A 15,272-nucleotide genomic window follows, 5' to 3' on the forward strand; every position below is an offset into this window, starting at 1 on the left:
ATGACATGCAGGCTTTTTTGTGAGCGCTCTTTTTAACCGGCTGCGGCGGCCGAATGTCCGCCTTCTTTCCCTCATCGTCCTGGTGCTGATCGTACCGGTTTGCCTGCGCACGGCGCTGGGCTGGTCGACGCCGCTGGGCTATTTGTCAGATCTGGCCGTTGGCAGTCTGCTGGTAGTAGCGCTGCATCGTTGTGCGTGGTGGCTGGCCTTGCCGGTGCTGTTGTTCTGGGCGCTGCTGGCGATCGCCACGGCGGAACTGGTCAGCGCAGTCGGCCGGCTGCCGACGCCTTCCGATGTTCATTATCTGATCGACCCGCAGTTCGTTGAAAACTCCACGGGCGGCGGACTTGCGCACCCTGCCCTGGCCATCGCTTTGTTGGTGGCACTGGTTTTCTGGCTGCTGACTCAATTTGTCGGGCGCGGCCTGGCTCGTCCGGGTTTGCCGCGTTCTGTCTGGGCTGCGCCAATCGTCTTGTTCGCCGCCCATTGGGGCGCACAAAACCTGTGGCCTGACGACGGCGATGCCTGGCGCCTGTACAACCTGCCGCATCAGTTGCTTGCCAGCGAAGTCGCCGATTGGCAGATTCAGGCCGAGGAATGGCTGGACGGCGACGTCGAAGAACCGGCGCCGGCCATGGCCGGCCTCACCGATGTCGATCTCAACGGACAGAAACTGCTGGCCGCGCCGGGTCAGGCGCGCAACGTGCTGATCATCGCCCTGGAAGGCATTCCCGGCGCCTACATTCGCGCCAACCGCGAGGCCATCGGCAGTCATTATCAGGAAGACCTGATGCCCAACCTCAGCCGCTGGGCCGAGCGCGGCATGAATACCCCGGATTACGTGCTGCACACCCATCAGACCATTCGCGGCCTGTACGCCATGCTCTGCGGTGATTACGACAAGCTCAACAACGGCACGCCCAAGGGCGTTGAAATGCTCACCCTGACCGAGCGCAATCAGGCCTGCCTGCCGGCGCAACTGCGCGAACACGGTTTCAGTACGCACTACTTGCAGGGCGCCGGCCTGCGCTTCATGGCCAAAGACAAGATCATGCCGCACATTGGTTTCGATGCGACCCATGGCCTGGAATGGTTCAGCAACAGCAATTATCTGGAATTCCCGTGGGGCAAGGACGACAAGGCCTTTTTCGAGGGCGCGCTGGATTACGTCGGGCAACTGAAAAAGCACAAGCAGCCTTGGATGCTGACGCTGCTGACCGTGGGCACCCACCAGCCCTACTCCGCGCCGGAGGATTATCTCGAGCGCTATGAAACGCCGAAGCAGGCCGCTGTCGGTTATCTCGACGACGCGCTGGACCAGTTTCTGTTGGGACTGGAGCGTCAAGGCATTCTCAAGGACACTCTGGTGGTGGTTACCTCAGACGAATCCCACGGCATCGATGGGGTCCGGCTGGCCTCTTCGTGGGGCTTCAACCTGACCCTGGCACCGGAACAGGCGCAACTGCCGCGCCTGAACGTCGGCGTTTATGGCCATGTCGACCTGAGCACCTCGATTCTCGACTACTTCGACCTACCGGTGCCGAGTGCGCTGAGCGGCCGTTCGCTGTTCCGTGACTACGAGTCCGGGCGCGAAATCATGTCGTTCACCAACGGCAAGCTGCGTTACCACAACGGCCAGGGGATCTTCTCCGAATGCGACCTGCCGCGCCGCTGCCGCTATTACGAAAGCGCCGGGTTCATCGCCGACAGCGCCACCTACAAAGGCATCTATAGCGGTCACCTGGCCAGGCAGATTGCCGCGCGCGCAAACGCGCTGGATTTGTCCTTGCTGCGCACGTCGCTTAACCATCGCTACCAGTTCGGCAGCAACAACGTTATCCCGCTGCAAGCGCAGATCAAGGATGACTGGGCCGACAACCTGATCGGCGCGCAATACCTGGAAATGCCCAAAGGCTCACACACCCACGTACGTCTGACCGTGCGCTCGGTCGACCCGCAGCAGGCGGCGTATATCCAGCTCAAGGCCAAGGAGTTCGAACAGGACGTGCAACTGGGCCTGCCGGCGGAAATGATCGCCACGGCGGATCAGCCGCTGGAGATGGACTTCAGCTTTGAAAACCCGCAGCCGCGCAAGGCCTTCTCGTTTCATTTGTTGGGCTATGGCAATGGCGCGGTCGAGGTGACGGACTTCAGTGTAATTACTGAACTGCCGGGGCAGGAGGATATACTTGACGAAGTGCCTGAAGACGACACTGCACAGTCAAGTTGACGCTACCCCCCATTCAGCAAAGCGCTTCCCGGTTGTTAAACAACTGGGAGCCCGAACGTACTGTTACGCTGGACCGGGATTTTGCAGATTAAAGGTCCCGGTCACTTTCCTCTCATCTTTGAGATTGAAACTGATCTCCCCTACTGCACGTCTGTAGTCGTAATCAAAGGTAATGCCTGCAGAGCCGGATTTAACCAGATGACTTCCGGGTTCGTTTTTGAATTGGACGTGCCACTCAAGCGCGCCTGTATAGGGGTAGATTATGTGTTTTATACCTTCTACCAGCTTCGCAGGAACACTGAAATTCACTGCATTTCCTTCTCCGTCCTCCGCAGTCAGCAGATAATTCTCACCGGCGTTATGGAGTCTGCGATAAATACTACGAAGAAATGGGACGCCATCAACCTCTGCGTCAAAAGTTCCGATTGAACTGTCTGGTCGTGACATTTTGTTACTCCTGAAGGATATTAGCGCCAGCGTTCAGCTGCATTGATTTGAAGAAAGCCACGGCCAAAGTTGCCGCAGTGGTGACTAAACTAAGTGCTTCTCAGCACACGCTCAACTGTCAGGAATGACAGTTTTTTAGACGTATTTGAAATAATTCCCCATCTTTAACTCGCTGTCCCGTCATCTCTAAAAGTCTGCGTCTATCACTATGCAATAGTCGCGCTATTAGCCGACTCCCCAACTCGCGTCTAGCCTTACCAGTCCGAAGTCGGCACGAGCCGGCCGCAGACCTGATAGGGACACGAAAATGGCAAACGAATCGAAATGCCCGTTCAACCACGCTGCCGGTGGAGGTACAACGAACCGTGACTGGTGGCCGAACCAACTCAACCTCAAGATCCTCAGTCAGCATTCGCCCAAGTCAGATCCGCTAGGCCCGGAATTCGACTACGCCAAAGCGTTCAAAAGCCTCGACTTCCAGGCCCTGAAACAAGACATCAAAGCGCTAATGACCGACTCCCAGGACTGGTGGCCAGCGGACTTCGGCCATTACGGCCCGCTGTTCGTGCGCATGGCCTGGCACAGCGCCGGGACTTATCGCACCGCCGATGGACGCGGTGGTGCCGGTTCCGGTCAGCAACGGTTTGCCCCGCTCAACAGCTGGCCGGACAACGTCAGCCTCGACAAGGCCAGGCGTCTGCTGTGGCCGGTCAAACAGAAATACGGGCGCAATATTTCCTGGGCCGACCTGATTGTGCTGACCGGCAACGTTGCGCTGGAATCCATGGGCTTCAAGACCTTCGGTTTCTCCGGCGGCCGCGCCGATGTCTGGGAGCCGGACGAAGACGTCTACTGGGGTTCGGAAACCGAGTGGCTGGGCGGCGATAACCGTTACGGCAAGAGCAATGGCCCGGTGCAAGAACCCGGCGATGGCACGCTGGTAGCTGAGCCGGATTTACATGGCAAGGAAGAAAGCCGCACCGATCAGGGCGAACGCAACCTGGAAAATCCCCTTGCCGCGGTGCAGATGGGCCTGATTTATGTGAACCCGGAAGGCCCTGAAGGCAATCCGGATCCGGTGGCCTCGGCCAAAGACATTCGCGAGACCTTCGGCCGCATGGCCATGAATGACGAAGAAACCGTGGCGCTGATTGCTGGCGGCCACGCCTTTGGCAAGACCCACGGCGCTGGGCCTGCCGACAACGTCGGTCCCGAGCCGGAAGCGGCCGGTCTGGAACAGCAAGGCCTGGGCTGGAAAAACGCCTTTGGCAGCGGTAAAGGCGCGGACACGATCACCAGTGGCCTGGAAGTCACCTGGACGACAACCCCCACCCAATGGAGCAACAACTATCTGGAAAACCTGTTCGGCTTCGAATGGGAACTGACCAAGAGCCCGGCCGGCGCGCACCAGTGGCGACCGAAAAACGGCGCCGGCGCAGGCACCGTGCCCCATGCTCACGACCCGAACAAACGCCTGTCGCCGACCATGCTCACGTCTGACCTGGCGCTGCGTTTCGATCCCGCTTACGAACAGATTTCCCGGCGATTTCTGGCCCATCCAGAACAGTTGGCCGACGCCTTCGCTCGCGCATGGTACAAACTGATCCACCGCGACATGGGCCCGCTGTCGCGCTACCTCGGTCCGGAGTTGCCGCAAGAGGAATTGCTCTGGCAAGACCCGATTCCCCAGGTAACGCACGCGCTGATCGATGACAGTGATGCCACTGCCCTGAAAAACAGCGTGCTGGCGTCAGGACTGTCGGTATCACAACTGGTGTCGACCGCCTGGGCGGCCGCTTCGACCTTTCGTGGTTCGGACAAACGCGGCGGCGCGAATGGTGGACGCTTGCGTCTGGCGCCGCAGAAGTTCTGGCAGGCCAACCAGCCGGAGCAACTGGACAAGGTACTGACGACGCTTGAAGGCATTCAGAAAGACTTCAACGGCACGGCAATCGGCGGCAAGCAGATTTCCCTGGCAGACCTGATCGTGCTGGCGGGCAATGCCGGGGTCGAACAAGCCGCGAGAAACGCCGGACATTCGATTTCGGTGCCGTTTTCACCGGGCCGCGCCGACGCCTCGCAAGAGCAAACCGATGTCGAATCGTTTGGGTTTCTTGAGCCGATTGCCGATGGCTTCCGTAACTACAGCAAGGGCAAATACAGCGTTTCGGCCGAGGCTTTACTGATCGACAAAGCACAACTGCTGACGCTCACCGCGCCGGAAATGACGGTGCTGCTGGGTGGCTTGCGGGTGTTGAACACCAATGTCGGGCAGAGTCGCCATGGTGTGTTCACTGATAAAACCGAAGCGCTGACCCAGGACTTTTTCAGCAACTTGCTGGACATGGGCGTGGAGTGGACGCCGACGTCACCGGAAGCCGATCAGTTCGAAGGGCGTGATCGCAAGACCGGTGCCGCGAAATGGACGGCGACGCGAGTGGATCTGGTGTTCGGCTCCAATGCACAGTTGCGTGCATTGGCCGAGGTGTACGCCAGTGCGGATGCCAAGCAGCAGTTCGTCAACGATTTCGTCAAGGCATGGACGAAGGTGATGAATCTGGATCGGTTTGACCTGAGATAACTGACGAAACGCAACCTCTGTAGGAGTGAGCCTGCTCGCGATCGCGGTGTGTCAGACACTGAAATATGACTGATACAACGCCATCGCGAGCAAGCTCACTCCCACATTGGATCGGTGTGTTAACACGATTCTGAGTACACCGCTAAAAACTGTGGGAGTGGGCTTGCTCCCACAATAGGTTTTGCGTGTTGTCGCGATTCCGAGTACACCGCTCCCACCATAGGATTTGTGGGCTGTCGCGAATCTGAATACCACCAGCCCACATATTGGCCTAGGCGTTACGCCAGGCTTTTGCTCACTACTTCATAGACGTCACTCGACAGCTGACCCGATGCCAGAATCCGCTCCAGCTCGGCTTTCATCAATGCCTGACGGGCGCTGTCGTATTTGCGCCAGCGGGTCAGCGGGGCCAGTTGGCGCGAGGCGATCTGCGGGTTGAAGCCGTTCAGCTCGATGACCAGATCCGCCAGGAAGCGATAGCCAGAGCCGTCCGCCGCATGGAAGTTGATCAGGTTCTGCCCGGCAAACGCGCCGATCAGTGCACGCACCTTGTTCGGGTTCTTGATGTTGAACGCCGGGTGCTGCATCAACGCCTTCACCCGCTCCAGACCGCCCGGCAAGGTGCTGCCGGCCTGCACGCTGAACCATTGGTCCATGACCAGCGGGTTGTCCTTGAAGTGCTCGGCGAAACTCGCCAGCGCCAAAGCTTTCTGTTCTTCGAACGGCGAGTTGACCAGCACCGCCAGCGCAGTCAGGCGCTCGGTCATGTTGTCGGCGTTTTCGAACTGTTCCAGCGCAGCCGCAAGGACTTCCGGCTTGCCGCTGAGCATCAGGTACGACAGGGTGATGTTCTGCAACGCACGTCGGGCGAAGTGCTCGGCCTCGGCGACGTATGGGGTTTTCTTCGACAGGTCGCGGTTGGCCTGATAACGCAGCCACAACGCCTCGAACAGACCTTCAGCCAATTGCTTGCGCGCAAATTCGCGAGCGATATGGATCGCCTCGACGTCGGCCACTTCGCTGATTTCGGTGAGATACGCCTCACCCGGCAGCGAGAGCATTTCCGCGACCATCGCCTGATCCAGCGACTCGTCGGACAGCACCGTGCGCAGTGCCGAGACCAGACGCGGGTCAAGCGTCAGGGTCTCGCCCTTCTGCTGTTGGCCGATCAGCTCTTGTAGCACCTGCACCGCCAGTTGCTGGCCGGCATCCCAGCGATTGAAGCCATCGCTGTCGTGCTGCATGAGGAACATCAACTGATCGCGGTTGTACGGGAAGCTCAGTTTCACCGGCGCCGAGAACCCGCGCAGCAGCGATGGCAGCGGTTGCTCGTTGATGTCGACGAAGGTGAAAGTCTGGTTAGCTTCGGTCACGGAGATAACCCGACTGGTGCCTTGGGCGGCGGCTTCACCGCTCAGACGCAGGGCCATCTCGTTGCCCTGGCTGTCCAGCAGACCGAGCTCCACCGGAATCACAAACGGCAGCTTCTCGACTTTGTCCGGGGTTGCCGGGCAGCTCTGGCGGAAGGTCAGGCTATAAGTCTTGGCAGCGGCGTCATAGGACTCGCTCACCGCCAGACGTGGCGTACCGGCCTGGCTGTACCAGCGCTTGAACTGGGTCAGGTCGACACCGTTGGCATCTTCCATGGCCTTGACGAAGTCATCGCAGGTCACGGCCTGACCGTCGTGGCGTTCAAAGTACAGATCGCTGCCTTTGCGGAAGCCTTCGGCGCCGAGCAAGGTGTGGATCATGCCAACCACTTCCGAGCCTTTTTCGTACACGGTCAGGGTGTAGAAGTTGGAAATCTCGATGAAGCTGTCCGGGCGCACGGCGTGGGCCATGGGGCCGGCATCTTCGGCGAACTGGTGGGTGCGCAGGTACGCCACGTCTTGAATGCGCTTGACCGTGGCCGAGTTCATGTCCGAGGAGAAACCGGCGTCGCGGAACACCGTGAAGCCTTCCTTGAGCGACAGCTGGAACCAGTCGCGGCAGGTCACGCGATTGCCCGACCAGTTGTGGAAGTATTCGTGAGCGACGATCGCTTCGACCCGCTGGTGCGCGGCGTCGGTGGCGGTTTCGGCGCGAGCCAGCACGGCGCTGGAGTTAAAGATATTGAGGCCCTTGTTCTCCATTGCGCCCATGTTGAAATCGTTCACGGCCACGATCATGAAAATGTCCAGATCGTACTCGCGGCCATAAACCTCTTCGTCCCAGCGCATGGATTTCTTCAGGCTGTTCATCGCGTGCTGGCACTTGTCGATGTTTTCCGGCTCGACGTAAATACGCAGCGCGACGTTGCGCTGACTCATGGTGGTGAAGGTATCTTCGACACACCACAAATCACCGGCAACCAGCGCGAACAGGTACGCCGGTTTCTTGAACGGGTCTTCCCAGGTCGCCCAGTGCCGGCCGTCTTCACCGGGGCCGGAAGCGATCGGGTTGCCGTTGGAAAGCAGCACCGGGTAGCTGTGCTGTTCGGCGACCACCGTGGTGGTGAACTTGCTCATCACGTCCGGACGGTCGAGGTAATAGGTGATCTTGCGGAAACCTTCGGCCTCGCATTGGGTGCAGAACATCGTGCCGGACTTGTACAGGCCTTCCAGCGCAGTATTGGTTTCCGGGTGGATGCGCACGCTGGTGTCAAGCGTGAAGGTTTCGCTGGTCGGCTGCAAAGTCAGGTGGCTGTCGGACACCTGGTAGTCAGCGGCGCTCAGCTCCTGGTCTGCGAGCGTTACCGAGAGCAGCTCCAGTTGCTGGCCGTCGAGCACCAGCGGCGGCAGGCCCGCACCGCGCTCGGGGTTGCGGCGCATCACCAGTTGCGCGTGGACCAGGCTGTGGTCCTCGAACAACTCGAAGGTCAGGTGCGTTTCGTCGATCAGGTACTCGGGCGCCTGATAGTCCTTGAGGTAAATCATCTTCGGTTGGTCGGTGCGCATGCTGGAGTCCTTATTGATGCACGGCGAGCTGGTAAGCCGTGTATTTACGAATGTTGATCACGCCGGTGTCAAAGATCAGGTACTGGCCCTTGATCCCCAGCAGCGTGCCTTCGGCAATCGGGTTCTTGTCCAGGTTGAAGCTGACGATTTTCGCCGGGTATTGCTCGACGGGATAGCGGATTTCCAGCGGTTCGACATCGGCAATCGTCTGAATCGCCTGAAGGCCGAATCGCTCCTGCAAACCTTGCAGGCCTTCGGCGCAGCTTTCGAACAACTGATCGCGCACCTGCGCCAGATCCACCGCCGCTGCATCGCCCTTGAGCAAGGCGCGCCAGTTGGTCTTGTCCGCCACCTGACTGCGGAACAGGTCTTCTACAAAACCCGATTGCTGCCGTGTCGACACGCGCATGATCGGCAAGGCCTGACTCGCCCCTTGATCGAGCCAGCGCGTCGGCAACTGCGTTGCACGGGTGATGCCAACCTTGATCCCCGACGAGTTGGCCAGATAGACCACGTGATCGGTCATGCAGAACTGCTCGCCCCACGCCGGATCGCGACAGGTGCCAGCGTCAAAGTGGCAGCGCTCCGGGCTCATGATGCACAGGTCGCACTGCGCCAGTTTGGTCATGCACGGGTAGCAATAGCCCTGACTGAAGCTGGTTTTGGTCTTGCGCCCGCAATGGGTGCAATGGATTGCCCCCAGATACTCCAGACGCAGCGTGCTGCCGATCAACGGATTGACCGGCACCTCGACGTCGTCCAGACGAAACGCGTACTGCACGTTCGGCCCATCCAGGCGCGCCGACATTTTGCTGATTGCACCGCGGCCAATCTCGATCAATGGATGGCATCCGACTTGAACAGAATGTTCGGCACTTCGATCGACTTCGACGCACATTCCTGCGGGCCCATGTAACCGGTGCGCTGATCTTCAGGCAGGTTCTGGATTTCCCAGGCGATCATCGCCTGCAACGACAGCTCGCGCTGCTCGGCGGTGAGTTTGTTGCCGTCGGACCATTTGCCGATTTCCACGGCCAGTTTCAGGCTTTCGTAGATGTCCGGGGTGATGTTGTTGATCATGTCGTTGAAAGAGGACATCAGGGGTCTCCGTGCTCTTTACTGAAACAAAAAATTTAGACGGCCAGTTTACGGCGGTTATACAAACCGCCCAACAAACCGGTGAAGCATCCGATGAGTAACCCGCTCAGGTGTGCGGCGTTGGCAATCTGGCCGAAACCGATCAGCGAGATCAGCCCGGACATGCACACCAGCAGCCACACCAGCATCATCACCAGCACGCCGCGCGGCAGGCGATAGGCCGGGTTCGGCGCCAGCAGCTGGAAAATCCAGCAATGCCCGAGCAAGCCGTAGAGCACGCCGGACAGACCGCCAAACAGGGTCGGGCCGCTCCAGACGAACTGCGCATAGTTGGACACCAGGCTGAACAGCAACGTCAGGCCGATCAGGTTGATGCTGCCCTGGCGCGACTCGATACGCCGCCCCAGTTCCCAGTACCACATGCCGTTCATGGCCAGATGGAGGATGCCGAAATGGATCAGCATCGGCGTGATCAGCCGCCACCACTGCCCCGCCGCCAGACTGTCAGCCAATGGGGTGAACTGGATGTACTCACCGATCACGCGAAAGTCGAGGAAGGTCAACCAGCGCAGCGTTTCGAGGTTCTCGCCAAGAAAGGTCAGACCGCCGACAATCAGGCTCAATAGCAGAATGAAACCGGTGGCCCGGGCGTGTTTCAGTTGTTCGGCGAAGCCCGGACGCTTGAAGGTCTGGCCCAGCGGAATGTCCAGTTGCTGATCGGGATCGCCGGCCGGGAAGCGTTCGTACAGCGAACGCACGTCTTCGCTGATTTCAGCCGGCGCCCACAGCACCTGCTCGCCCGCCTCCTCGCTGACCCGATGCGGGACCTGCATACGCTGCAGGAGTTTGACGAAGCCGCTCAGGTCCACCGCCAGGGGCAGGCGCAATACCGCTACCGCACTCATTGCAGCACCTCCGGCCGCTCGACATCGACCCAGACAAATTTATCTGGATCGAGGCGAGTTTCCTGATCCAGACGATAAGCGACCAGTTTGCCGTAGAGCACCGCGCTGTAATCCAGGCAGGCGAGGTTCGGACGGATCGGCGCCGGTTGACCGCTGCGCCAGTAGTGGCCGACGAACAGCAATGGCTCGTCGACGCCATAACGCAGCAGGGCATTCTTTTCCGTTGAGGACAGCGGCGTCTGTGCCACCGGTTCCGGCAGGGCATCAGGCTGAAAGACGATGTCGCCGTAGGTTTTCGGGTCGTCCTCCCAGAACTTGGTGCGGAAGAACGCGCGCACCAGACCGTCGCCACTGGTCATGGTCAGGCCGCCCGGCAGGCGCATGTCGGTGCCGCGCAGCAGACGGTCGAACACGGTGCAGGCAAAGCTGCCGGGAACCGCCGAGGCCTGCAGGAAATGCTCATCGACGCAGCCGTCGGGAAACAACGCCCGCAATGGTTCGATCAGACCGGCATCCCAGCACGCATGCACGACCCGGAAACGTCCGGCATCGATGAACAATGGCAGCTCATAGAACCATTGTTGGAAGTCATGCCAGTCACCCGGATGGTTTTCGAATTGACTCAGCGTTTCGTGTAGCAGGCGGGCATGGCGCGGCGTGTGTTCACGGACGAATTGCTTGCCACTGCCCGGTGGCGCCGGGGTGCTCCAGCCCAGGGCGTTGAATTCGTGGTTGCCCATGATGCACAAGGCCTGACCGGCCTGGACCATGTCATGAACGATGTGCAGCGCCTCGCGGATTCGCGGGCCACGGTCGATGATGTCGCCAACGAACACGGCCATGCGCGATGGATGCCGCCAGACCCCGCCCTGCTTGTGATAACCGAGACGGTCAAGCAAGTGTTCCAGGGTCAGGGCGCATCCGTGCACATCACCGATCAGGTCGTAACTGCGCGCGGGATCGAGCATCAGTCGCCTCCGCCCCCCAACTTGCTGCCCCAGCCGAGCTTGGTCCGGCACACCTCGTAGTAATTGTGATCGAGCGGATGAATCAGGCGCAGCTTCTGCGCTTTTTTGCTGACGGTGATGGTGTCGCCCGGCGCACAGGTGAAATGGTTCTGCCCGTCGCAGGAGACTTGCGGGTAAATCTGCATGTTTTTCGACACGACGATTTTCAGCTCACTGTTGCCATCGACCACAATCGGCCTGCTCGACAACATATGGGGGTACATCGGCACAATCACAATGGCGTCGAGCTTGGGGTGCATGATCGGGCCACCCGCCGACAGCGCGTAAGCGGTGGAGCCGGTTGGCGTGGCGACGATCAGGCCGTCGGCCTTCTGGCTGCAGACGAACTGACCGTCGATGTACAGCTCGAATTCGATCATCCGCGTCGATTTGCCGGGATGCAGCACGACATCGTTCAGCGCATCGCCCTGGCCGATGGCCTCGGCGTGGCGACGGACTTCGGCTTGCAACAGAAAGCGGTTTTCCACCAGATAATGACCGTCGAGCACCTTGGCGACTTCGACTTCCAGCTCGTCCGGGCGAATGTCGGTGAGAAAACCGAGGCTGCCACGGTTGATCCCCAGCACCGGAATATTATGCTTGGCCAGGGCGCGGGCGGCGCCAAGCAGGCTGCCGTCACCGCCGACAACGATGACCATGTCGCAGACCTCGCCGAGCATCTTGCGTGACGACGTTTGCAGGCCATGGCCCGGCAGGACTTCAGCGATGGTGTCTTCGAGAATCACGTGCAGATGCCGGTCGAGCAGAAACCGTTTCAGTCGGCGGACGGTATCCAGCACCTGGGAACTGCCCAGGCGACCGATGATGCCGATATTACGAAATTGCTCCATGGGACCTCTGCGGACAATCGAAAACGCGAAAAGCACGATTATGGGCGAAAGCGCCAGATAGACAAAATCCTTTCAGCCTCAAGGGTGTGCTCAGGTTTAAGGCTATGCTCGCAAGATGATCCTGTTTCCCGATTTGCTTCAGCTCCCTCATCAACTGCGCCATCCGGAGGTGCGCGACCTGGCGTGGGTGATCCTCGCCCCGCCGATGCTCGCCGCTACGCCCTGGCCGCAGCGCCACCCGCTGGCCGGCAGTGACTGGGTGCAGGACCCGCCACGCCTGGAACACTGGCTGCGCCAACTCGACCGTGACAGTTACGGCTTGCTGCACTGGTTGTCGCAGGCCCGGACAAGGCGCTTGGGCCTGTATTACGAACGCTTGTGGCAGTTTGCCGTGGGGCATGCGCCCGGCATCGAGCTGATCGCCGCCAACCTGCCGATTCGGCGCGCCGGCCACACCCTCGGCGAGCTGGACATGCTGCTGCGTGACCGCGACGGCGTGCATCATCTGGAACTGGCGATCAAGCTCTACCTCGGCCCGCAAAACGGCGACGGCCGTGATCCGGCGCAATGGCTGGGGCCGGGCTGCCATGACCGGCTGGATCGCAAACTGGCGCATCTGGCCGCGCACCAACTGCCGATTTCGGCGCGTCCGGAAAGCCGCGAGGTGCTGGCGACACTGGATATCGAGACGTTCAGCGCGCATTTGTGGCTCGGCGGTTATCTGCTGTATCCATGGCCGGGACAGTCTGCGCCCCCGCACGGTGCGCACCCGCAGCATCTGCGTGGCAACTGGTTGCATCAGAAGGATTGGCCGGCGTTTGTCGCGCAGCGTCCGGCCGGGCGCTGGCAACCGCTGCCGCGTCATGCCTGGCTGGCGCCGGCGCATTATCCGGCGGATCAGGTCTGGACAGCGGAACAGTTGCGTCTGTGGCTGGCGGATTTGTCGCCGCTGGCTCCGGCGCAATTGCTGGTGCGCCTGAGCGAAAATGCGCAGGGCGACTGGGAAGAGGCAGAGCGGTTGTTTCTGGTGTCGGATCTTTGGCCGAATGTGCCTGGTCAAGCCTGAGATTTGTAGTGCCTGGACCACTGCCATCGCGAGCAGGCTCACTCCTACAGGGGATCGTATTTCAATTGTAGGAGTGAGCCTGCTCGCGATGGAGTCACCTCGGTCTAAAGCGAGAGCCGCAGCGCCAACGCCGCCAAGGTCACCAACAACACCGGCACCGTCAACACGATCCCGACCTTGAAGTAATAACCCCAGCCAATATGAATGCCCTTGCGTTCCAGCACATGCAGCCACAACAACGTTGCCAGACTGCCAATCGGCGTAATCTTCGGCCCCAGATCGCTGCCGATCACGTTGGCGTAAATCATCGCTTCCTTGGTCACCCCGCTGGCCTGGCTGGCATCGATCGACAGCAAGCCGATCAGCACCGTCGGCAAATTGTTCATGATCGACGACAGCAGCGCCGTCAGCACGCCGGTGCCCATGGCCGCGCCCCACACGCCGTGGCTGGCGAAGACATCCAGCCATCCGGCGAGATAACCGGTGAGCCCGGCATTGCGCAGGCCGTAGACCACCAGATACATGCCCAACGAGAAAATCACGATCTGCCAGGGCGCTTCTTTCATCACTTTGCGCGTGGAGATCTTGTGACCCCGTGCGGCGATGCCCAGCAGCAGCGCGGCGCACACCGCAGAAATGGCGCTGATCGGAATGCCCAGCGGTTCGAGGGCGAAGCAGCCGATCAGCAGGATCGCCAGCACCGCCCAACCGGCATAGAACGTCGCCTTGTCGTGAATCGCGGTGTGCGGGTTTTCCAGTTGCTCAGGGTCGTAGGCCGCTGGAATATCGCGGCGAAAAAACCACAACAACATGCCCAACGTCGCCGCCACGCTGACGAAGTTCACCGGCACCATCACCGCGGCATAGCGATTGAAACCAATGTGAAAGAAGTCCGCCGAAACGATGTTGACCAGGTTCGACACCACCAACGGCAGGCTCGCGGTATCGGCAATAAACCCGGCGCCCATGACAAAGGCCAGTGTCGCCGCCGGGGAAAAGCGCAGCGCCAGCAGCATCGAAATCACGATGGGCGTGAGGATCAGCGCCGCGCCGTCATTGGCGAACAATGCCGACACCAGTGCACCCAGCAGCACCATGAAGGCAAACAGCTTGCGCCCGCTGCCCCGCCCCCACCGTGCTACATGCAGCGCCGCCCACGCGAAAAAACCGGCCTCGTCGAGCAGCAGGCTGATGATGATCAGCGCCACGAACGTGCCGGTGGCATTCCAGATGATTTGCCAGACCAGCGGGATATCCGTCAGGTGGACGACGCCAAAGATCAATGCCAGCACAGCGCCCAAAGTCGCACTCCAGCCAACGCCGAGGCCTTTGGGCTGCCAGATCACAAGGGTAATGGTCAGCAGGAAAATCAGTGACGCAGCGAGCATTCGCAGAAGCCTTAAAAAGATGATTTAGAACAATGACAAATGCCAAGGTGGAATAAAGGCCCCTGTGGGAGCGAGCTTGCTCGCGAAAGCGGTGGTTCACTCAGCAATTTTGCAACGGCTGACGACGCCTTCGCGAGCAAGCTCGCTCCCACAGGTTCTTTGTGTAACTGATGTCTTGGTGAGGCTATTTTTTGTGTTGTTCTACGAACTGGCCGTACGCGTCGATGAATTTCTGCAGAAACGGCTTGACCGATTCGCTCAGTTGGCCCGCCTCGTCAAACGCAGTGCCGGCCCCGCCCAGATAGGCTTCCGGCTGTTGCAGGCAGTGAATATCGAGAAAGACGAACGTCTGGCGCAGGTGCTGGTTGGCGCCGAAACCGCCGATGGCGCCTGGCGAGACGCTGATCACCGCGCCGGGCTTGCCGCTCCAGGCGCTCTTGCCATATGGGCGGGAACCGACGTCGATGGCGTTCTTCAACGGCGCCGGGATCGAGCGGTTGTACTCGGGGGTAACAAAGAGCACCGCGTCGGATGACGCCACTTTCTGACGGAAAGTGCTGTAGGCTGCGGGCGGGGAATCGCCGTCGATGTCTTCGTTGTACAGCGGCAGATCACCGATTTCGACAATCTCCAGTTTGAGATTGGCCGGGGCCAGTTCCGCCAGGGCCAGGGCGACTTTGCGATTGATCGATGCTTTGCGCAGGCTACCGACCACTACAGCGACGTTGTAGACATTGCTCATGGAAGACTCTCGAAGGTCCGT

Annotated in this window: 12 protein-coding genes; 3 read left to right on the forward strand and 9 right to left on the reverse strand. The window is 60.1% G+C overall.

What is annotated here, in order from left to right; genetic code table 11:
• Positions 1 to 19: 19 nt before the first annotated feature.
• A complete protein-coding gene (locus HU739_RS06655; RefSeq protein WP_186547999.1) occupies positions 20 to 2,230 on the forward strand; it encodes an LTA synthase family protein in 2,211 nt (736 codons plus the stop codon).
• A gap of 63 nt (positions 2,231 to 2,293) precedes the next feature.
• On the opposite strand, the gene HU739_RS06660 is transcribed toward HU739_RS06655, so the two are convergent.
• On the reverse strand, positions 2,294 to 2,677 hold the full coding sequence (locus HU739_RS06660) for a hypothetical protein (RefSeq protein WP_186548001.1): 384 nt from the start codon (positions 2,675 to 2,677) through the stop codon (positions 2,294 to 2,296).
• A gap of 307 nt (positions 2,678 to 2,984) precedes the next feature.
• On the opposite strand from HU739_RS06660, the gene katG reads away from it, so the two are divergent.
• On the forward strand, positions 2,985 to 5,258 hold the full coding sequence (katG, locus tag HU739_RS06665) for a catalase/peroxidase HPI (RefSeq protein WP_186548003.1): 2,274 nt from the start codon (positions 2,985 to 2,987) through the stop codon (positions 5,256 to 5,258).
• Between the two features lie 278 nt (positions 5,259 to 5,536).
• On the opposite strand, the gene pepN is transcribed toward katG, so the two are convergent.
• The 6 genes from pepN to HU739_RS06695 are packed head-to-tail and all read right to left on the reverse strand — an operon-like array spanning position 5,537 to position 12,055.
• Positions 5,537 to 8,194, reverse strand: coding sequence for an aminopeptidase N (gene pepN, locus HU739_RS06670; protein ID WP_186548005.1), 2,658 nt, complete (start codon positions 8,192 to 8,194; stop codon positions 5,537 to 5,539).
• A gap of 10 nt (positions 8,195 to 8,204) precedes the next feature.
• Positions 8,205 to 9,035, reverse strand: coding sequence for a DUF2797 domain-containing protein (locus HU739_RS06675; protein ID WP_186548007.1), 831 nt, complete (start codon positions 9,033 to 9,035; stop codon positions 8,205 to 8,207).
• Positions 9,032 to 9,292, reverse strand: a complete 261-nt coding sequence (locus HU739_RS06680) for a YeaC family protein (RefSeq protein WP_016774215.1) — start codon at positions 9,290 to 9,292, stop codon at positions 9,032 to 9,034. Before HU739_RS06680 ends, HU739_RS06675 begins: the two co-directional genes overlap by 4 nt.
• A 35-nt stretch (positions 9,293 to 9,327) precedes the next feature.
• Complete coding sequence (locus HU739_RS06685; protein WP_186548010.1) at positions 9,328 to 10,197, reverse strand: rhomboid family intramembrane serine protease; 870 nt, start codon at positions 10,195 to 10,197, stop codon at positions 9,328 to 9,330.
• A complete protein-coding gene (locus HU739_RS06690; protein WP_407681955.1) occupies positions 10,194 to 11,168 on the reverse strand; it encodes a metallophosphoesterase in 975 nt (324 codons plus the stop codon). The genes HU739_RS06685 and HU739_RS06690 overlap by 4 nt, the downstream gene beginning before the upstream one ends.
• Positions 11,165 to 12,055: an NAD(+) kinase gene (locus tag HU739_RS06695; protein ID WP_003224174.1), complete on the reverse strand. Its 891-nt coding sequence runs from the start codon at positions 12,053 to 12,055 to the stop codon at positions 11,165 to 11,167. Before HU739_RS06695 ends, HU739_RS06690 begins: the two co-directional genes overlap by 4 nt.
• 115 nt (positions 12,056 to 12,170) lie before the next feature.
• Between HU739_RS06695 and HU739_RS06700 the strand changes: the two genes are divergently transcribed.
• Positions 12,171 to 13,121, forward strand: a complete 951-nt coding sequence (locus HU739_RS06700; RefSeq protein WP_186548014.1) for a DUF1853 family protein — start codon at positions 12,171 to 12,173, stop codon at positions 13,119 to 13,121.
• A gap of 104 nt (positions 13,122 to 13,225) precedes the next feature.
• Here HU739_RS06700 and HU739_RS06705 read toward each other — a convergent pair whose 3' ends face one another.
• Positions 13,226 to 14,509 (reverse strand): arsenic transporter, encoded by a 1,284-nt coding sequence (locus tag HU739_RS06705; RefSeq protein ID WP_186548016.1) that lies wholly within the window; start codon positions 14,507 to 14,509, stop codon positions 13,226 to 13,228.
• A gap of 184 nt (positions 14,510 to 14,693) precedes the next feature.
• Complete coding sequence (locus tag HU739_RS06710; RefSeq protein ID WP_186548018.1) at positions 14,694 to 15,251, reverse strand: NADPH-dependent FMN reductase; 558 nt, start codon at positions 15,249 to 15,251, stop codon at positions 14,694 to 14,696.
• Between the last annotated feature and the right edge of the window lie 21 nt (positions 15,252 to 15,272).

This window comes from Pseudomonas hamedanensis, from assembly GCF_014268595.2.
Classification (GTDB): domain Bacteria; phylum Pseudomonadota; class Gammaproteobacteria; order Pseudomonadales; family Pseudomonadaceae; genus Aquipseudomonas; species Aquipseudomonas hamedanensis.